This is a genomic window from Pseudomonas sp. Irchel s3a12 (genome assembly GCF_900187485.1).
Classification (GTDB): domain Bacteria; phylum Pseudomonadota; class Gammaproteobacteria; order Pseudomonadales; family Pseudomonadaceae; genus Aquipseudomonas; species Aquipseudomonas neuropathica.
Window position 1 is genome coordinate 191,610 of the sequence record NZ_FYDN01000008.1, and the last position, 20,055, is coordinate 211,664.

General features: G+C 56.2%; 17 protein-coding genes and 1 tRNA gene. 15 read left to right on the plus strand and 3 right to left on the minus strand.

Features of this window, described 5'->3' with window-relative positions:
* The first annotated feature begins 7 nt into the window (after positions 1–7).
* From CKW14_RS15530 to CKW14_RS15570, 9 genes are all read left to right on the plus strand, one after another.
* Complete coding sequence (locus CKW14_RS15530; protein ID WP_095049202.1) at positions 8–733, plus strand: urea amidolyase associated protein UAAP1; 726 nt, start codon at positions 8–10, stop codon at positions 731–733.
* An 11-nt stretch (positions 734–744) separates the two neighbouring features.
* A complete protein-coding gene (locus tag CKW14_RS15535) occupies positions 745–1,386 on the plus strand; it encodes an urea amidolyase associated protein UAAP2 (RefSeq protein ID WP_095049201.1) in 642 nt (213 codons plus the stop codon).
* Between the two features lie 278 nt (positions 1,387–1,664).
* Entirely contained in the window at positions 1,665–5,297 is a 3,633-nt protein-coding gene (gene uca / locus CKW14_RS15540) for an urea carboxylase (protein ID WP_095125589.1), read from the plus strand.
* A gap of 24 nt (positions 5,298–5,321) precedes the next feature.
* Positions 5,322–7,094: an allophanate hydrolase gene (gene atzF, locus CKW14_RS15545; protein WP_095125590.1), complete on the plus strand. Its 1,773-nt coding sequence runs from the start codon at positions 5,322–5,324 to the stop codon at positions 7,092–7,094.
* Positions 7,095–7,382: 288 nt separating this feature from the next.
* A complete protein-coding gene (locus CKW14_RS15550; protein ID WP_095049198.1) occupies positions 7,383–8,870 on the plus strand; it encodes a sensor domain-containing diguanylate cyclase in 1,488 nt (495 codons plus the stop codon).
* The gene (locus CKW14_RS15555) at positions 8,863–9,093 is read left to right on the plus strand and encodes a cysteine-rich CWC family protein (protein ID WP_064119704.1); all 231 of its coding nucleotides are present in this window, start codon (positions 8,863–8,865) and stop codon (positions 9,091–9,093) included. The genes CKW14_RS15550 and CKW14_RS15555 overlap by 8 nt, the downstream gene beginning before the upstream one ends.
* A 33-nt stretch (positions 9,094–9,126) precedes the next feature.
* Positions 9,127–9,819 carry a pseudouridine synthase gene (locus CKW14_RS15560; RefSeq protein WP_095049197.1) on the plus strand — a complete coding sequence of 231 codons (693 nt, stop codon included), beginning with the start codon at positions 9,127–9,129 and terminating at the stop codon, positions 9,817–9,819.
* 316 nt (positions 9,820–10,135) lie between these two features.
* Positions 10,136–11,020, plus strand: a complete 885-nt coding sequence (locus CKW14_RS15565; protein ID WP_095125591.1) for an alpha/beta fold hydrolase — start codon at positions 10,136–10,138, stop codon at positions 11,018–11,020.
* Positions 11,021–11,274: 254 nt separating this feature from the next.
* Positions 11,275–11,348 (plus strand) — tRNA-Gly (locus CKW14_RS15570).
* A 474-nt stretch (positions 11,349–11,822) separates the two neighbouring features.
* Here the strand turns inward: CKW14_RS15570 and CKW14_RS15575 are convergent.
* Positions 11,823–12,752 carry a hypothetical protein gene (locus CKW14_RS15575; protein ID WP_095125592.1) on the minus strand — a complete coding sequence of 310 codons (930 nt, stop codon included), beginning with the start codon at positions 12,750–12,752 and terminating at the stop codon, positions 11,823–11,825.
* 226 nt (positions 12,753–12,978) lie between these two features.
* Here CKW14_RS15575 and CKW14_RS15580 point away from each other — a divergent pair, with 226 nt between their 5' ends.
* From CKW14_RS15580 to CKW14_RS15590, 3 genes are all read left to right on the plus strand, one after another.
* Entirely contained in the window at positions 12,979–13,494 is a 516-nt protein-coding gene (locus CKW14_RS15580) for a hypothetical protein (protein ID WP_095125593.1), read from the plus strand.
* Between the two features lie 305 nt (positions 13,495–13,799).
* Complete coding sequence (locus CKW14_RS15585; RefSeq protein WP_141231796.1) at positions 13,800–15,680, plus strand: hypothetical protein; 1,881 nt, start codon at positions 13,800–13,802, stop codon at positions 15,678–15,680.
* A 936-nt stretch (positions 15,681–16,616) separates the two neighbouring features.
* Positions 16,617–16,862 carry a hypothetical protein gene (locus tag CKW14_RS15590; RefSeq protein WP_095049195.1) on the plus strand — a complete coding sequence of 82 codons (246 nt, stop codon included), beginning with the start codon at positions 16,617–16,619 and terminating at the stop codon, positions 16,860–16,862.
* Here CKW14_RS15590 and CKW14_RS15595 read toward each other — a convergent pair.
* Positions 16,818–17,336: a BRCT domain-containing protein gene (locus CKW14_RS15595; protein ID WP_095125595.1), complete on the minus strand. Its 519-nt coding sequence runs from the start codon at positions 17,334–17,336 to the stop codon at positions 16,818–16,820. The two genes, CKW14_RS15590 and CKW14_RS15595, sit on opposite strands and share 45 nt — an antisense overlap.
* A 365-nt stretch (positions 17,337–17,701) precedes the next feature.
* On the opposite strand from CKW14_RS15595, the gene CKW14_RS15600 reads away from it, so the two are divergent.
* Positions 17,702–17,881: a type II toxin-antitoxin system HicA family toxin gene (locus CKW14_RS15600; protein WP_095049193.1), complete on the plus strand. Its 180-nt coding sequence runs from the start codon at positions 17,702–17,704 to the stop codon at positions 17,879–17,881.
* A gap of 36 nt (positions 17,882–17,917) precedes the next feature.
* Positions 17,918–18,325, plus strand: coding sequence for a type II toxin-antitoxin system HicB family antitoxin (locus tag CKW14_RS15605; protein ID WP_007911473.1), 408 nt, complete (start codon positions 17,918–17,920; stop codon positions 18,323–18,325).
* 47 nt (positions 18,326–18,372) lie between these two features.
* On the opposite strand, the gene CKW14_RS15610 is transcribed toward CKW14_RS15605, so the two are convergent.
* Entirely contained in the window at positions 18,373–18,756 is a 384-nt protein-coding gene (locus CKW14_RS15610; RefSeq protein ID WP_095125596.1) for a DUF6124 family protein, read from the minus strand.
* Between the two features lie 567 nt (positions 18,757–19,323).
* Between CKW14_RS15610 and CKW14_RS15615 the strand changes: the two genes are divergently transcribed.
* On the plus strand, positions 19,324–20,052 hold the full coding sequence (locus tag CKW14_RS15615) for a bifunctional 2-polyprenyl-6-hydroxyphenol methylase/3-demethylubiquinol 3-O-methyltransferase UbiG (protein WP_095125597.1): 729 nt from the start codon (positions 19,324–19,326) through the stop codon (positions 20,050–20,052).
* The last annotated feature ends 3 nt before the right edge of the window (positions 20,053–20,055 follow it).

Below are 20,055 nucleotides of genomic sequence, written 5' to 3' on the forward strand. Positions count from 1 at the left end.
TAAGCCGATGACCGATTCGACTCAACTGTTTCCACCGTTTGCCGAAGAAATGCTCCCCGGCGGCGGCCACCGTTCCTTCGTGTTGAAGCGCGGCCAATTGCTGCGCCTGACCGATCTGCGCGGCGGCGCCAACGTCAGCCTGACCTTGCTCAACGCCAATGAAAAAACCGAGCGGCTGAACCTGCCCGACAGCCTCAAATGCCAACACACCGCCAAGCTCACCAGTGGCCATTGCCTGTACTCGGACATGGGCCGCGTGCTGGCTGCAATCACCGCCGACACCTGCGGCTGGAGCGACAGCCTCGGCGGCGTGCTCTGCGCCGAAGAAGTCGCGCAGAAGTACGGTCAGGGCCGCTATCAGGAACTGCGCAACGGCTTCTTCCGCAACGGTACCGACAACCTGCTGGTGGAACTCGGCAAGTGGGGCCTGGGCCTCTCCGACCTGTTGATGACGCTCAATCTGTTCAGTCGCGTCAACGTCGACGAGGCCGGGCGTTTCCACTTCGTCGAAGGCAATTCCAAGGCTGGCGATTACATCGAACTGTACGCCCCGATGGACACGCTGGTGGTGCTCACTGCGCTGCAGCACCCGATGGATCCGGCGCCCGAATACGCACCGAAACCGCTAAAGCTGAGCTGGATGAACGCCGACGCCAGCGTCGCCGAACACTGCCGCACCTCGCGCCCGGAAAATGAGCGCGGCTTTATCAACACCGACCGTTTGTTCGCCTGAGGATCGCTGCCATGTCAGTTGCTATCGCCACTTCGCAAAACCAACCCGACACAGCGGTGTACCGCGCCACGATCCCGGCCGGTGAACCCTGGCTGATGGAGGTCAAGGCCGGCCAGACCCTGCGCATCCTCGATCTAGAAGGTAATCAGGCCATCGATACGTTGTTCTACAGCCTCGCCAATCCCAAGGAACGCTACGACGTGCAGCGCACCTTGCGTCGGCAGAACAGCGTCTACCTGAGCACCGGCAGCGTGCTGTATTCCAACCTCGGCCACGCGATGCTGACCATCGTCGCCGACACTTGCGGACGCCACGACACCCTCGGCGGTGCCTGTGCACAAGAGAGCAACACCGTGCGCTACGCCCTGGAAAAACGCTACATGCACAGCTGCCGCGACAACTACCTGCGCGCTTGTGTCCATGATGGGCGACTGGGCAAAAGCGACATCGGGCCGAACATCAATTTCTTCATGAATGTGCCGGTGACGGCGGATGGCGGGCTGACCTTCGAGGACGGGATTTCGGCGCCGGGCAAGTACGTCGATTTGCGCGCGGAGATGGATGTGATCGTGCTGATTTCCAACTGCCCGCAGTTGAACAACCCGTGCAACGCCTATAACCCGACACCTGCGGAGCTGCTGGTATGGAACTGAAAATCAGCCGTTTGCGCCGTTGGCTATTCGCCCTGTGCCAGGCCCGTTCCGGCCAGTGCCTTAAAAAGTGAAACCACCACAAATCCCATTGTAGGAGTGAGCCTGCTCGCGATCGCGGTGTGTCAGGTACATGAGTTTTGACTGATCCGACGCTATCGCGAGCGGGCTCACTCCTACAGGGGCTCGGTGGTGATCTGAAGTGTTTTTTTCATCCGGGACGACCCGGATGTCTGTCGAAAAACGGCGGGACGGCCCGCTTCCCCTTCAGGGGTTATGCCATGTTCGAAAAAATCCTCATCGCCAACCGTGGCGCCATCGCCTGCCGCATCCTGCGCACCCTTGCTTCACTGCAGGTCAAAGGCGTGGCCGTGTATTCCGAAGCCGACGCCGCCAGCCTGCACATTCTGCACGCCGATGAAGCGCACAGCCTCGGTGAAGGCGCCGCTGCCGGCACGTATCTGGCGGTCGACAAAATTCTCGCCATCGCCAAGCAAAGCGGCGCCACGGCGATCCATCCCGGTTACGGGTTTCTCTCGGAGAACGCCGCGTTCGCCGAAGCCTGCGCAGCGCACAACATCGCTTTCATCGGCCCGACGCCGGAACAACTGCGCGTATTCGGCCTCAAGCACACCGCCCGTGCGCTGGCCAAACAGCACGGCGTGCCCATGCTCGAAGGCACCGAACTGCTCGACAGCCTCGACGCCGCGCTGATTGCCGGCGAACAGGTCGGCTACCCGGTGATGCTGAAAAGCACCGCCGGCGGTGGCGGCATCGGCATGCGCGTGTGCCGCAGCGCCAGCGAATTGAGCGAATCCTTCGAAGCGGTAAAACGTCTCGGCCAGAACAACTTTAGCGACGCTGGCGTGTTCATCGAGAAGTACATTCAGCGCGCCCGCCATCTGGAAGTTCAGGTGTTCGGTGACGGTCGCGGTGAGGTCATCGCCCTCGGCGTGCGCGACTGCTCGGTGCAGCGGCGCAATCAGAAAGTCCTCGAAGAAACCCCGGCGCCGAACCTGCCGCACGGCATGGCCGAAGAGTTGTGCGCAGCGGCGATCAAGCTGGCGAAAGCGGTGAACTATCGCAGCGCCGGCACGGTGGAATTCGTCTTCGACAGCGAGGCGCAGCGCTTCTACTTTCTTGAAGTGAACACACGGTTGCAGGTGGAACACGGCGTCACTGAACAAGTCTGGGGCGTCGATCTGGTGCGCTGGATGGTTGAGCTGGCGGCGGGTGAGCTGCCGCCGCTGAGCGAGTTGTATCGCCAGTTGAAACCTGACGGCCATGCGATTCAGGCGCGGCTGTATGCGGAGGATCCGGGCCGCGATTTCCAGCCAAGCCCGGGCTTGCTGACGGCGGTGGAGTTTCCGCCGGCCAACGGCATTCAACTGCGCATCGATACCTGGGTCGAGGCTGGCTGCGAGATTCCGCCGTACTTCGATCCAATGATCGCCAAAGTCATCACCTGGGCGCCGAGCCGCGAACAGGCGCGTGCCGAGTTGCATCAAGCATTGGGCGATAGTTTGTTGTACGGCGTGGAAACCAACCGTGATTATCTGCGGCAGATTCTCCGCGACACTCCATTCGCCAGCGGCGAGCCGTGGACCCGTTGTCTGGAGAATCTGGTCTATCGCGCCAACACCTTCGAAGTGCTCAGCGCCGGCACGCAAACCAGCGTGCAGGACTATCCCGGTCGCCTCGGTTACTGGGCGGTCGGTGTGCCGCCATCGGGGCCGATGGACAGCCGTGCATTGCGTCTGGGCAACCGCTTGCTCGGCAATGCTGACGGGGCAGCGGCGCTGGAAATCACCATGAGCGGGCCGCTGTTGCGCTTCAATTGTGAAGCGGTTATCGCAGTGACCGGCGCGCCGATCGGCGTGACGCTCGAGGGCGAAAGCGTACCGATGAACACCGCCCTGCTGATCCCGGCGGGCGCAACGTTGCATCTGGGCAGCATCAGTGGCGCCGGGGCACGCAGTTATCTGTGCCTGCGCGGTGGCTTGCAGGTGCCGGATTATCTGGGCAGTAAAAGCACCTTCACCCTTGGCCAGTTTGGTGGGCATGGTGGTCGGGCGTTGCGTGCCGGGGACGTGTTGAATATCGCTGCGCTGAAGGATCGCAGTGCTGGTGAGCAACTGGCCGAGCAGCACATCACCGCGTTGCCGGCGGTGCGGCAGATTCGGGTGATTTACGGCCCGCACGGCGCACCGGAATACTTCACGGAAAACTATATCGGCACGTTCTTTGAAACCCAATGGGAAGTGCATTTCAACTCCAGCCGCACCGGTGTTCGTCTGATCGGGCCGAAACCGGAATGGGTGCGGGCCGACGGTGGCGAGGCCGGATTGCATCCGTCGAACATTCACGACAATCCGTATGCCATTGGCGCGGTGGATTTCACCGGGGATATGCCGGTGATCCTCGGCCCGGATGGCCCAAGCCTTGGCGGGTTTGTCTGCCCGGTGACGGTGATCGAGGCGGATCTGTGGCAACTGGGGCAGCTCAAGGCGGGCGATAGAATCCAGTTCATTCCTGTCAATCTAAAAACCGCTCGCGATCTCGCCTGTCAATGGGATAACTGTGGGAGCTGGCTTGCCAGCGATGGGGCCCGGCCAGACACCGCATTAACTTCATCGCTGGCAAGCCAGCTCCCACAGGATCTTGTGTCACCTGTGGTATTGGAGTTGGGTCAGGGGGATGTGCGGCTTGTTGCGCGGGTTTCCGGGGATACGCATTTGTTGTTGGAAATCGGCGAGCCTGAACTCAATCTTGTTCTGCGTTTCCGCGCCCACGCCCTCATGCAAGCGCTGGAACTCAAATCCCTGCACGGCGTGATCGATCTCACCCCCGGCATTCGCTCGCTGCAAATCCACTACCAGCCCGAGCAACTGCCGCTGGCCGATCTGCTCGGCATCGTCGCCGGTGAATGGGACGCGGTGTGCGCCGCCAACGACCTGCAAGTGCCGTCACGTATTGTGCATTTACCGCTGTCGTGGGACGACCCGGCTTGCCAGTTGGCCATCGAGAAATACATGACCACCGTGCGTAAGGACGCGCCGTGGTGCCCGAGCAATCTGGAGTTCATCCGCCGCATCAACGACCTGCCGAATCTCGACGAAGTACAGCGCACGGTGTTCGATGCGAGCTATCTGGTGATGGGCCTTGGCGACGTTTACCTCGGAGCGCCAGTCGCCACGCCGCTGGATCCGCGCCATCGCCTGGTCACGACCAAATACAACCCGGCGCGCACCTGGACCGCCGAAAATTCGGTGGGCATCGGCGGCGCCTACATGTGCGTGTACGGAATGGAAGGCCCCGGCGGTTATCAGTTTGTCGGGCGCACCTTGCAGATGTGGAATCGCTACCGCGAAGTCGCCGCGTTCGATGGCAAACCATGGCTGCTGCGCTTCTTCGATCAGATTCGTTTCTACCCGGTCAGCGCCGAAGAACTGCTGCGCATCCGCCGCGATTTTCCGCTGGGGCGTTTCGATCTCAACATCGAACACAGCCAGCTCAACCTTGCCGATTATCAGGCTTTTCTCAATCGCGAAGCCGAAGGCATCAGTGCCTTTCGTGCCCAGCAACAGGGCGCCTTCAACGCCGAACGCGAACGCTGGATCGCCAGCGGTCAGGCGCATTTCGACAGCGAAGAAGCCGTGCCGGAATCGACCGAGGATGCGCCACTGGCCGACGGTGAACAAAGCGTCGACAGCCACATCGCTGGCAATCTCTGGCAGGTGCAGGTCGAGGCCGGCAGCCGTGTCGCGGCGGGCGATGTGCTGGTGATTCTCGAGTCGATGAAGATGGAGATCCCGGTACTCGCGCCGCTGGCCGGGGTGGTGCGCGAGATTCGCGTGCAACCCGGTTCGGCGGTGCGCGCCGGACAACGGATCGTGGTGCTGGCACTCGACTGAAGCCAATTGGATAAGGATCTACTCATGAATTTGCAACTCGATGTTCTGCGCCAGGCCTATCGCAATGGCGACACCACACCGCGCCAACTGCTGCTGAAATTGCGCGAGAAAGCCGCCGCGCTGAACCCGGATTATCACTTGTTCATTCATCTGCTCAGCGCCGCCGAACTGGAGCCGTATCTCGCCGCCCTCGACGGTCGTGACCTCGACAACCTGCCGCTGTACGGCGTGCCGTTTGCAATCAAGGACAACATTGATCTGGCGGGGATTGCGACCACCGCCGCGTGTCCGGACTTCGCTTATGTGCCGGAACGCTCGGCGACCATCGTCGAGCAGTTGATCGCCTTGGGAGCGATTCCGCTGGGCAAGACCAATCTCGATCAATTTGCCACGGGCCTCAACGGCAGCCGCTCGCCTTATGGCGCATGCCCGAACAGTGTGCTGACGGAATATCCGTCCGGCGGTTCCAGCGCCGGTTCGTCGCTGGCGGTGGCATTGGGCGTGGCGAGTTTTGCCTTGGGCACCGATACCGCAGGCTCCGGTCGGGTGCCCGCGGCGCTGAACAATCTGGTCGGGTTGAAGGCGAGCAAAGGGCTGATCTCCACGGCCGGCGTGCTGCCGGCTTGTCGCACGCTGGATTGCGTGACCACGTTCACCGCCACAGCGCGTGAGGCCAGTCAGTTGCTGGCGCTGACCGCCAAACTAGATCCGCGTGATGAGTACAGCCGTCGCAATCCATCGTGGAATGACGGCTCGGCGTTTGGAGCACCACGCGCATTTCGTTTCGGTGTGCCGCGCGCGCAGGATCTTGAGTTTTTCGGTTGCGTCGAAGGGCCGCTGTTGTTCGGCGATGCCATCGACCGGCTCAAGGCTTTGGGTGGCGAAGCGGTCGAACTGGACCTGTCGCCCTTCCTTGAAGCCGCGCGCCTGCTTTACGAAGGGCCGTGGGTTGCCGAGCGCTATAGCGTGGCGGGTGAGTTGATGGAGCAGAATCCCGAAGCGGTGTTACCGGTGATTCGAGCCGTGCTGGCGAAAGCCCCGGCGGTGAGCGGCGTGCAGACCTTCCGTGCGCAGTATCGGCTGCAAGCCCTGAAAGCCCTGTGCGATCAGGCCCTCGAAGGCCTCGACTGCGTGCTGAGCCCGACCATCGGTCGTGCGGTGACGCTGGCCGAACTGCACGCCGAACCGGTGCTGCGCAACTCCGAACTGGGTTACTACACCAACTTCATGAACCTGCTCGACTACGCCGCCGTCGCCGTGCCGAGCGCGTTCATGGCCAACGGTTTGCCGTGGGGCGTGACGCTGTTTGGCCGGGCGTTCACCGATCAATACCTGTTGAGCGTGGCCGATGCGCTGCAGCGTCAGCTGGATTCCGACCTGCCGACACCGGCGAACGCAGCTCGCCATGATCGCGCACGCATTGTGGTGTGTGGCGCGCATCTGCAAGGGTTGGCGTTGAACTGGCAACTGACCCAGCGGGGTGGGCGCTTGCTGGAGACGACGTTGAGCTCACCTGATTATCAACTGTATGCGTTGGCCGGCGGCCCACCATTGCGGCCGGGAATGGTGCGGGTAAAGGATGGCGGCGTGACGATTGCGGTGGAAGTGTGGGAGTTGCCGAGCAGTGAATTGGGCTCGTTCCTCACCGGGATTCCGGCACCGCTGGGACTGGGCAAGGTGCAACTGGCGGATGGACGTTGGGAGAGCGGGTTTATTTGTGAGCCGTATGGACTGGAGGGTGCGCTGGACATCAGCCATTTGGGGGGCTGGCGGGCGTATCTTGAGACTCGGAACTGATCCAGAAACCAACCCTCACCCTAGCCCTAGCCCTCTCCCGGAGGGAGAGGGGACTGACCGGGGTGTTTGTCAGGTGGTTGTCATTCAGTGATACCGAGCCGAACACAATTTTTGAAATCACCACAATCTAGCTCCCTCTCCCTCCGGGAGAGGGCTGGGGTGAGGGAGCTATCCTTCTGACACACCCTCTACGTCATATCCCCCGCCATTTCAGGCATAAATCCCGCAGTCTTTTCCCGGCCATCCCACTAGAATGCATGCCATCGGGCCACTGCCAACGGAACCGCCATGCCGCTTCGTTCTCCCCTGTACTCGCAACGCTCGCTGGTCCTGACGCTGATCGCCCTGCTCGGCGCCGGGTTCCTCGCCACGTCGTTGCTCAGCTACTACGCCTCCCGCGAGTCGATCCGCGACAACATCGTCAACACCGAGCTGCCGCTGACGTCCGACACGGTCTACTCGGAAATCCAGAAAGACCTGGTCCGGCCGATCCTGATTTCCTCGATGATGTCCCGCGACACCTTCATGCGCGACTGGGTGGTCAACGGCGAACAAAACCCCGAGCAGATGACCCGCTACCTCGACGAGGTCATGACCCATTACGGCGCCTACACCGCGTTCTTCGTCTCCAACAGCACCCACACCTACTACCACGCCAAAGGCGTGCTCAAGCAGGTCAAGGTCGATGAACCGCGCGATGCCTGGTACTTCCGCGTGCGTGACATGAAGGATCCGTACGAGATCAACGTCGACCCGGATCTGGCCAACAAGGACAACCTGACCTTCTTCATCAACTACAAGGTTTACGACTATCACAACCGCTTCATCGGCGCGGCCGGGGTCGGTCTGACCGTGGACGCGGTGATCAAGCTGATCGACAAGTATCAACAGCGCTATCAACGCAGCGTGTACTTCGTCGACACCTTTGGCCGGTTGGTCCTGACCGGCGCCGAAGGCGGACCTGAAGACGCACACATCGGCCAGAGCCTGAGTGAACTCGAGAGCATGAAAAGCCTGGTCAGCCAGTTGCCGAAACCGCACAGCGGCAGCTACGAATACTCCGCCCACGGTCAGGGGCACTTCCTCAACGTGCGGTTTATTCCTGAGCTGAACTGGTACCTGTTTGTCGATAAACGCGAAGACGGCGCCCTGAGTGAAATCCGTCAGTCGCTGTATCTGAATCTACTGATCTGCCTGCTGGTGACGCTGATTGTGCTGGCGCTGCTCAACCGCGTGATCAAGCGCTACCAAAGCAAAATCCAGGCGCAGGCCATACTCGACAGCCTCACCGAACTGCCCAATCGCCGTGGCTTCGACATTCTCGCCGCACAGGCCCTGCACGAAGCCCGACGCGAGACCAAACCGTTAACCGCGCTGCTGCTCGACCTCGATCACTTCAAAGTGTTGAACGACACCTACGGGCACATGGCCGGCGATCAGGTGCTGATCGGTTTTGCCCGCGACCTGCAAAGTTGCCTGCGCCAAGTCGACATTGTTTGCCGCTGGGGTGGTGAGGAATTTATCGTTTTACTGAAGGACACCGACGGCGATACCGGTCAGAAAATTGCCGAAAAGATCCGCCAACACGTCGAACAACACGAATATGCCTACGACGGCCACAGCCTCAATCTGACGGTGAGCATCGGCGCCACCACCCTGCAACGCGATGACACCTTGCACAGCCTGCTGTCGCGGGCCGATCATGCGATGTACCGAGCCAAACAAACCGGCCGCAACCGCACCTGCGTGGAAATGCCTCACTCGACTTATGCCTGATTCCGACGTTAAACCCGATCATTGCCCGGCCTGCGGCGCCCGCAACGACTGCAGCTTGGCCGACCCGCGCACCGCCGACCGCGAATGCTGGTGCTATGGCGTCAGCATCGACCCGGCCGTGCTTGAAGCGCTGCCGCCAGAACTGCGCAACCAATCCTGCCTGTGCCCGCGTTGCGCGCAGGTCGAGGCGCAACTGCAAGCGGCCAAGCGGCCGATCCCGTAAGATGCGCGGCCCTTCATTGATCGAACTCTGAACATGCGTGTCGACCGTTTCCTCAGCAACCTGCCCCGCTACAACCGTCAGCAGGTTCGTCTGTTGCTGGTGGAAAAGCGCGTGCGGGTTGACGGAAAAGTCGTCAGCGATCCGCACAGCGAAGTGCTGGAATTCAGCCGTGTCGAAGTCGATGACGAAGTCCTGCAAAGCGGCAAACCGGCACGCTATTTCATGCTGCACAAACCGCCGGGCTGCGTCAGCGCCACCCGCGATCCGCAACATCCCACCGTGCTCGACCTGATCGATGAGCCGGACAAGGACGACCTGCACATCGCCGGACGCCTGGACTTCAACACCACCGGCCTGATGCTGATCACCAACGACGGCGCGTGGTCGCGCCGCTTGACCCAGCCGCAGACCAAACTGCCAAAGGTCTACTACGTCGAGACCGAGCAGGAGATTGGCGCGCAATATGCGAGCACCTTTGCCGAGGGGATCTACTTCGCCTTCGAAGACCTGACCACGCAGCCGGCGCACCTAGAGCTGCTCGGCCCACGCTCGGCGCGGCTGAGCATCGTCGAGGGCCGCTATCATCAGGTGAAGCGCATGTTTGGTTTCTTCAACAACAAAGTCCTGCGCCTGCACCGCGAATCCATGGGGCTTCTGCACCTCGATAACGCGCTAAAACCGGGCGAGTACCGCGCTTTGCGCACCGAAGAGATCCATTTGTTCTAAGCTCGCGACCGCTCAGCAGAAGTTGTCGAACAATTTACCAACGGCACTTGCGCGATCCCTACTCCCCTGCTTGAATCAGGACGTCGGCCAGATTGTGACCGATGAGTCACAACATACATCCAAGAAACTTTTTGCCGGTAGAGAGCCTTCAAGGCTCCGCCTCAGCCGGCAGACTGCCCGCCAATAACAACACCCGTCGACCGCAGTCATGGATCGACATGGGCCAAGCAAATTCCAGGCGTATGCCTACCTGTCACAAAGCTCGTGCAATCTCTATTTGCGCGCATACCCGCTTGCTTGCCAGGAGTCTTATGACATGAGGCCAGAAATCGCTGTGCTGGATATACAGGGTCAGTATCGGGTTTACACGGAGTTCTATCGCGCAGACGCCGCAGAAAAGACCATCATCCTGGTCAACGGCTCGATGGCCACGACTGCGTCGTTTGCACAGACTGTGAAAAACCTGCACCCGCAATTCAACGTGGTTTGCTACGACCAGCCCTACGCGGGCCGGTCAAAAGCCCACAACCGCCACGAGAAACATCTGACCAAGGACGTCGAAGGGCAGATTCTGCTCGAGCTGATTGACCACTTCGCCGCCGAACACGTGCTGTCGTTCTCCTGGGGCGGCGCCGCGACCCTGGTCGCTCTCGCCCAGCAGCCACGGCGCATTGAACGGGCGGTGATCAGCTCGTTCTCGCCAGTGATCAACGCGCACATGCTCGATTACCTCGAACGCGGCGTCGACTACCTCGGCCAGCGCGACGGCGACCGCGTCGGCCATCTGGTCAACAACACCATCGGCAAACACCTGCCGTCGTTGTTCAAACGCTTCAACTATCGCCACGTCAGCAGCCTCGCCGAGCACGAATACGGGCAGATGCACTTCCACATCAGCGACGTGCTGCACAGCGATCGGCAGTGCTATCTGAACGCAGCGAAAAAGATCAACGTACCAGTGCTGTTTCTAAACGGCGAATGGGACGAATACACCGCTGCCGAAGACGCGCGCCTGTTTGGCAATCATGTGGCCCAGAGCACGTTCACCACGCTGCAAGCCACCGGGCACTTCCTCGACATGGAACACAAGGCCGCGTGCCGCGATAGCCAGAACGCCTTGCTCGGCTTTCTGAAACCGGCACAGCAGACCAACCGAACGCGTTACTCGTTTGTTCAGGATCAACATGCATTGGCTATTTGAAAGGGTGTCGTTGCGAGCGAGGCTGTGGGGCTGGGATTTTGCTTTACGCACCGCAGTGCTCGCCCGCGATTGACCGATTTCAGTGATTCAAAGCGTTCATGAGTAAAAGAAAAACTTCAAATCCGTGGCCGAGTCTGGTACAAAGTCAGCCGCTCTGAGCGGGTATAGTCTAATGGTAGAACAGTAGCTTCCCAAGCTTCCGACGAGGGTTCTTATAGGACACCCCGTTTTGTGAGCAAAGAAACATGTGCAATGCGGGTATAGTTTAGTGGCAAAACGAAAGCTTCCCAAGCTTTAGTTGAGGGTTCGATTCCCTCTACCCGCTCCAGCCCTCCTCCCAGATCTCCAGCAAATTCGGGCTCTCCAGCCCCCCCCAGCTAATCCACTCTCCCCCCCTCCGTATCTCTTTGTCCAATCGCTCAAAACATCCACGCTCCCGATTTAATGGACGATCACGGCTCATATTGTGTTGTGAATATAGAAAACCCTGAAAGAAGAAACATACATCCTGTTGCAAAGTCACCCCAGCTGCCAACCAAGCCACGAGGCTCGGCCAGTTTCAGTAGGCAGGTGAGTAGGTAACCCACCATCTTCGCGCAAGAGGCTGATCAGGTTAGCCGGGTAGCCGAAGTCTTCAAGCAGAGAGTTTCGAAGAAATTTCACAGCCTTGCTCAGCATCACCAATTCCTTAATTGACTCGAGTGATGGAGAAAGCCAGCCTCGTCTGTATTCGCGCTTTACATAGGTTCTGAGACCTTGGGTTGAATTTTGCGCGCGTGGTAAACTCGTAACCAGAGTCTGGTTAACCAGCCCCAGTGGCAACCATCTGGTAGTAGCTAAGGTAAATTTGCCCGGTCTGCGCAGCATGTCTTTTTTTTCGGAGCAGCAAGCTCACGAAGTCGATCCGCTCTTCCAAGACGGCCATCAAGTCACCTCCATCAACCAGCAATATCGAGGCTCCTCCGGCCTGGTGTGCGGCAACGCCTTCTGAAGAAAAGCCGTTGATCGAGAGGAAGATCCCCAAGGTGTTTTCCAGTTTGGTTCTCACCTTATCGGTAAAGATGGCAAGGTCAGCCTTGTTGACTGGTTCCTTTTGCCACTTGGCTTCGAACAGGTACTCGGTTCCCTCCAAGGAAAAGGCCCCGTCGATCTGCTCACCGAGATTCTTAAACGAAGCTTTAGGGTCAAGGTCGAAAAGTTCGAACAGCTCATACATGACGCGCTCTAGTTCGAAGCCTCGGGCCTGTGCACTATCAAAGCCAATCAGAGCCAGATAACGGGTGTTGATCGCTTGGAGCTTCTGCCGTACGGCAGCGTTTTCGCGAAGCCTCTTCGCGGCTTCTTCCTGCCTGCGCCTGATTTCATCTTGCTCTTTTTTGACGTCTTGGTGCGGCTCAACTAAAGATTTGAGCTGGTTGACGGCACTTTTGGCTTTCACCACCTTCTGGGCACCGTCTTCCAAGCGCTGGAGGTGTGAAAAGTCAGTCAGTTTGCAAATTTCGTAACAAATTTTTGTCAAGTCACCAAGATGGGCGTCGGGATTCGCACACAAAAAATCGACAACGTCCGAGGCAATTTGGCGTTTGTAGTTTTCCCAGTTAAAACGGGAGAGGATGGCTGGAGTGGAGAGACAAAGCTGTAGAAAACCGCGCAGCTCAGATTTATACCAGTACACCGAGCACAGGGCTTCTTTGAGCGCCATGACTCCTGCGGGGGAAAGCTGCTTGGCCATGTAATTCACCAGGTATGTACGTCATATGTGCCTCCCACGGCGGCGGTAAACCCCGTGTGAGGCATCTGCCAGCGTAGCTGATCGCGGCATCGTTATAGCAGCTAATGCAGAAAACGATCCTACCACTCCCGCGCTCAGATCAGGACAAGGGGGTGATATGCTCACAACGTCTGCCTTAAGTGTTCAAGTTCGAATCCACGGCCCGTACACGACAGGAAATTGAACCATGGATGATGTTGAAAAAAGCGAAAGTGAACAGTGGCTGTATGCGAATGCACCGGGATTTAGAGATCTGCCTGACCAAGATCGTCGGGCCATTTTCGACTTCTCTTTTCTCTGGAGCCTTTTCGAGGCGCAGGTCATGGACAACTTTGCCCAGGCTCGAACCATCTCAAAGCGGGTCAATGGCTGGGTCGCTGAAAACAGCATTCACTCTGAGGTGTATGAAGAAGCACTGGCCTACTTCAGGAGCCGTTACTCCCTGAACGGCGAAACAACTCATCACTATGATTACCTCAACCTTCGAGGATCGGATTATCCCGAGTTGGTAGGCCGCGTCATCAAAGGTAAAAGTGACGATCCCCGCGACAGCATGTTATGCATCCTGATAATCATCTGGCGGCTTAGAAACAACCTTTTCCACGGTTCAAAGTGGGCTTACCAAATTCGTGGTCAGCTAGACAATTTCATCCACGCCAACGCTGTGCTGATGAAAGTACTGGAGCGTTATGGACGGCTCTGACACCAACAGCCCACAAGCTAGGTTCATGGCCACAGTGCTCACTGAAGGTCTTGCACACGACAGGCCGCTATGGGTCGGTTCTGTATATGCGTTCCAATCACCGATTGCATTGGATTTGACCAACCCCCTCCATGATCATGATGGACTGAAAACCGTCAAAAGCCCGAAGTCGATTACGTGCTGGAAATCAACTGCGACTGATACACGCGGCCATGGAAAAAAACGAATATCCTAACCACCACTCAGAGGTGGCGAAATCGCATAATCGCTAATGTGCCTAACATGATGGAACGATAGCCAAGAAAATGCCTACCCAAAAACAAGTTGCAAGCCCCGCTTCCACTGGCGACCGTGGAGGTGCATTTGAGCGAAGAGTTCAAGCTTCTAGATTGCTAGCAATGTGCCTCGGGCTTTCTTGCCCTGGAGTGCCTAGAGGGTTTGATATCGTAAGGCTGCAGTTTCAAGGACGACTACTTGGGCACAATACGGATGATCTCGTCATTTTTTCTCTCTGCCCCGAAACCGGTCTCGAAGCCACAATTCGGATGCAGATGAAGCGGACACTGACAACAGGCTCCGTAGAGTTCAAAGAGGCGATTGGATCAGCTTGGCTTGACTTCAACAGTTCACTTTTCAACAAGAAATTAGATGAGATACAGATTGTATTCGACTCTTCGAGCCTAAGTACGATGAAGGGTGCACTAGAAGTAATTAACTTCGCTCGCTCTTCATTAACTCAAGCAGTATGGCGTCAAAAAATTGATGCAAAAAATTTTAGCAACGATAAAATTAGGAAAGCGTACTTCGTGATGGAGCTAGCTGTACAGAGCTATGACTCCGAGTCAATTATCGATGGGAGATTTCATAGTTTTGTTAAGTCCTTAAAACTGCTTGGAGAAACATTGGACTCCAATGAAGCTGCTGGAGTTGAACACCACAAACAATTGATCTGCCAACAACTACCTCAGTTCGATAAGAATGCAGTATGGGCAAGGCTTGTTACGGCGTGCACCGAGCTGAACGGGGTTGCAGGTGAGATTGCATTGAGCAACCTATACTTGTATATACCGGAGTTAGTTAACGATTTTGGAGTGGCCAGGCTTTTAAGAAGGGTAATGAGTAGTTCAAGTACAGGTGAAAACCCGCAGATAAAAGATGATCCATACTACAAAAAACTACTTGAAAAATTGTCATCTCTGAATCCTACTGCAACGCATGCTGAACTGCCTTTATCTTTGGTGACTAGAAAAGAGAAGTTCGCTGGCGGAAAACTTTCTCAAGCGATAAAAAAAATCAGCGAAAATCAGGAAATGGATGACCTGAGCACAATCCCGCCAATTTTACGCGCGCAGAATAGGCGTGCCTTAACGCTTAACCAACTCACAAATGATTCTATTGGTCAAATATTAGATCATTGGTTTAAAGACCATGAGTATGTTGCCGACTCGCAGCAACGTTTTTTTATTCAGGAATTTCAGTGCGAGTTATTGGCTGCCGATCTTGAGAAAGGTGAACTTTCTGAAGAAAGCGTCGAAACCACAGCACATGCGACAATTGTCGCAATAACAGGTAAGGCGCCCTTACTGAAAAATGAGTATAAACTTTCAGTATGGGGTCATGGGCATGATGAACTGGAAATATTGTGGCGGCTTTCTTTTAATCTTCCGGAACAACAGGGATATTTTGCTAGGAGAAGAGATTTCAGATCTTCGCATTATATCGGTGAGTATCTTCGCAGAAATCTTGTTGCCTATGAAAAGGTTTTGGCAAAGATATTAGGCGGTTGGAAACCCGTTATCCGCCTTGGGCTGCCTTGGAGTAATGGAGAACGCTACCATCGGGATGTGGGACTCATTTCCAACCTCCCCCACAATGAGGAAATAATGGAAATGTATCGGAGGATAAAAGTTACAAACCTCCTCATAAGTTTAGGCGAACAACATGGAATTCCATTAAGGCTATCTAGTGCAGCGCTTGATAACATGTTGACAGAGAAAAAAATAGCGGATGCCGTTCATGATTTAGCAAAGTACTGCAAACCTTTTCCTCCAATGAACTATCGTTCGGTCGCATATGCGCAAGGTGAGAACTGGGAAATTTGCATGATTGCAAAGCCTTTTTTTATAGGGTTTCAAAAATTCAACTTAGACATATTACCGGCGAAGCCTAATTTGTTAAATGGGTAAGCGCGGCAAGAGGAGTAGTCGGAGTTAAAATTTAAGATTGAAAATTGCTTGTTTTAACTTATAGGCCGTGATTGTAAAACCACGGAAACCTACAAGCACAAATGGATGCCCGCTTAGGCACCTCAAGGGTATCCGCTCGTTCTCACTACCTCGAATTCCTCTCTGGAGCCCAGGCTCCGTCCCACCGGCCACTGCAGACGAAGCGCACTGGTTGAGACCAATCCATTGCTGCCGAAGTGGATAGAGCCTTTAACCGGGCCCCAAGCTCGCCCTAATCCAACCTCTCCCTGCGCCGACCATTAAGATCCGCATAGATTCGCTGGAACAAAACATCGAGCACGGGAAACAGGTGATTATATCAACATGGCCTTCGACCCTAACTGGCTTCTCTTGAGTCCAGAGACAGGCGTTGCTGGGTTTGAAAATTTCATGAGTATTGCCAGCGGGCTATCGGCTACCAGATAGAGAGCTGGAGAGCGCCCCCCTTATTGAGCTTGGAGGATCATGAGGGGCCAATGGAAGGTCTGCGCTTCAATAGTCACAATGTGAGTCAAGACAGCGTTAAAACATCATAACCTTTTGACCAACGATTCCAGGGGGATTGCCGTCAGAGCGCCTACACACCTCCACGATATTCCTACCTCCGTGTCCATTAAGAGTTCGATTCCCTCTACCCGCTCCACTCATTTTTTGTCTCACGTTGTGTGTTTTTGACGGGGGATGCAGGAACAGCAAAAACCGGCCTACAGGGCCGGTTTTTTTGTGTCTGAGATTTGAGGTTGGTCATTTGGGCAGCGCCGAACCATTCAGAAACACACTGCAGGTTGAAGATGCACCCTCCACCTGTACGCTTTTGTTCTCTCTAACGACAATCCTTGAGAAGTATGCGAGGCACGAAATGATGCCCATGGCTGGGATCAATGGCGGAGCAATCCCATGACAATCGGATTCAAACAGGAGTACGCAAGCCCATTCGCAGACTTCATCCGTAATGCGAAATCGCACGAAAAAAAGCGCGTTTACTGTGAAGTGCTGACCGAATCTACCAAGAAGCAAAATGAGGTGATGCTGGCTGCATGTAACAAGCATTCGGTGGTTGGCGCAGTTTCAATGCGCAGGCTGAGCGAAGTGATGACTTCAGGGGATTTCTCCCGTTGTGATCAGATTCAAGAATTGCTCTGAGTTGATGATAAAAGCCCCAGCCTCAAGTGCCTTGGAAACTTTGGTTGGCCCCGCATTTTCGCCATAACAAAGAAACGTCAGCGTCTTGCCTGCCGTACTCATGACCTTCAACCCATATTCCACTGCTTTTTGCTCAAGCTCAGCCCGTTGTGCAGCTGCGAACCCAGTGAAAAGAATTTGATTGATCCTACCCGGTGACATTTTCGGATGAGGCGTTTGCGAAGCGGCTTCTGAAGCAACGAGCGCCGGTCGCTTTCGATCGTGCTGAAGCCTCGGAGAAGGAGGAGCGGCCTCGTTTAAGAGCAGCTCAGCCCCAAGCAATACTTCGATGATGCGATCCTTGCGATAGGTTTTAGGAAAGGTATCGCTGTCCGATCGTACTTGAATGTAAACCGAATTCTCTGACCATTGAATCAACTCCCGCTGACTTAAATCGCCCTTTGCATCTCTATTGCTGAATTTTAGAGTCGACATCCGTTTCACTCCCTTCTGACGATCACATGGCCAAATTCCATGCATTACTACGCTGGCTTTATCGAGAGGTGATTTCCTTTCAACAGGCTCGTTGAGTGTCCATGACCTTCGCCCATTAGAGTTCAACGTTAGCAGCCCGAGAGTGACGTCAGAAAAAGATGTGTTCCATTATTTTGCAGCGAAAGATCGCCACATGAACATGAGCAAAACCCGGTAACACACCCACCTCACCATCGCGTCTGCCTTACCTAGACTGCGGTAAGCAACCCCGCCCGTCAGCGGAAGACGACCGACCGGTGGTTATAGTGTTGATCATATTAATTCAATGGGTATAGTACCCACCAAGCACACCACAGGGAGGTGTTGTGAATAGCCGTTTTTTAATCGGCCAACTCGTCGCAGACGGTTGGTATCTGGTACGGATCAAAGGAAGTCACCACCACTTCAAGCATCCGACCAAACCAGGACTGGTCACCGTGCCACATCCGAAAAAGGATCTGCTGAAGAAAACGGCCATCAGTATTTTGCAGCAGGCGCTGCTTTGACTCTCTGAGTCAGTTGCGCCATGGAGGACAACAAATATGCTCTACCCGATTGCGATTTCAATTGGCGATGACCATCACGCCTGGGGTGTAGAAGTCCCGGACATTCCTGGATGCTTTTCCGCAGGAGAGGATCTGGACGATGCCGTCGCCATGGCTCGCGAAGCCATCGAAGGTCATTTCGAGATTCTCGCGGACGACGACGCCCCCATTCCAGCGGCCAGCAAATTGAGCCTGCACGTGGCCAACCCGAAATACGCCGGTTGTGCATGGGCCGTGGTGGATATCGATGTGCTCAAGTATTTGGGCAAAGCCCAGAAGCTCAACATCACCCTGCCGGGCCACCTGCTCAACCGCATTGATGAGTATGTGTTGCATCACCCGGAAGAGAAAAGCCGTTCCGGGTTTCTGGCTTCGGCAGCGTTGAAGGTGTTGCAGCAGGGTTAAATCCTGAACTTTGGAAACCGGCCTAACGGCCGGTTTATTTATGTCTGTCAGATATCGACTCTACGCGGCAACTCAGCCGGCACAACCTTATCCAGGGCCTGATTCACCGCCAATTCGCCCAACATGACAACCTGCGCGATGCCGAGTGCAGTCTTGCGGTGCGAGGTGTCGAGCAGCGCGGCGAAGTTGTTGAGCATGGTGGTGGCCGAGCCGAGGGTTTCGCTGGCGTTGGCCAACAGGGATTCGATGTCGTATTTCGGGTTGGCGAGGTACATCGGTTCGGGTTCGTGGGTGGAACCCATAATTCTGGCCGTGGGGGTGAGGTAGTGGTCGAGGGCGCGTTCGGCGGCTTCGTGGAATTTCTTTGAATTAGGTGATTCGTAGGGGGATGCCGGATCGGTTTCCGGCGGATTGGGCGTTACCTTGAACATGGAATCTTCCTTTTATGGTAACCGCAACCATCCCGCTGCTATACGAAAGGGTGGCAGCTGTACGCAAGTTAGCAGACCGGTAGGAAGTCCAAAACCCGGCGCACCCGAGGGTGCCATGCGCACAGCCACCATCAAGTGCAGGCAATGCCTGACTGGAAGATACATGTGCAACCGTTGGTCAGTCCTAGCCGGGCTGCTAAACCCGATCACTGGAAATCAGTGACGCGAACCAAGTTACCGACCGCCTCCCAAGCGCACAAGCCGGCGGATTCTGGCGTAGCGGTAGGCAACGGCGCAAGGATTTGTAGGCTTCAGGACGTAACACCGAACACTTATAAACACTGACCACCGAATGCGTTTACGCAGCCAAAAATCTTGCAGAATTTTCCGACATTACAGATCCATAACACTCCACCGATTCTCACCTTCTTCTCGACCGACTAGCATTTCCCCATCAGCCACCACCCTCCCCCTGCGCGGCCATCGACGAATACGCGCCATCACCTTCGAGGGATTCCAATCGCGGCCACTTTGCCGCTGACGACCGAACTCAAAAGAGCCTTCACCATGACGCAAAACATTTACGACGATCCCGAATTCTTTCAAGGCTACAGCCAGATGAACCGCTCCATCGGCGGCCTCGACGCGGCGCCGGAGTGGCCGGCGCTCAAGGCGCTGTTGCCATCCATGCACGGCTTGAACGTGGTGGATCTGGGCTGCGGTTATGGCTGGTTCAGTCGCTGGGCCATTGAGCATGGCGCGGCCAGTGTCTTGGGCCTTGATGTCTCGGAAAAGATGCTGGAGCGGGCGCGGGAGACCACGACGGCGGCGAACATTCGTTATGAGCGCGCCGATCTGGAACAGCTCGATCTGTCCGCCTGTAGTTTTGATTTGGCCTACAGCTCACTGGCGCTGCACTACATCAAGGATCTGCCGGGGCTGTTTGCGCACCTGTACGCGGCGCTGAAACCGGGTTCGCACTTTGTGTTTTCCATTGAGCATCCAATCTTTATGGCGCCGCGTAATCCGGGTTGGCTGGTAGATAGCGAAGGCAACAAACGTTGGCCGCTGGACAGCTATCAGTTGGAGGGTGAGCGGGTGACCAATTGGTTGGCTGAGGGTGTGATCAAGCAGCATCGTACGGTGGGGACATTGCTCAATTCGTTGATCGACGCAGGGTTTTCGATTCGTCATGTCAATGAATGGGGGCCGAGCGAAGCTGAAGTGGCGGCGCAACCGGCGCTGGCGGAAGAGCGGGAGCGGCCGATGATGATGTTGGTGGCGGTGCAGCGTTGAGCG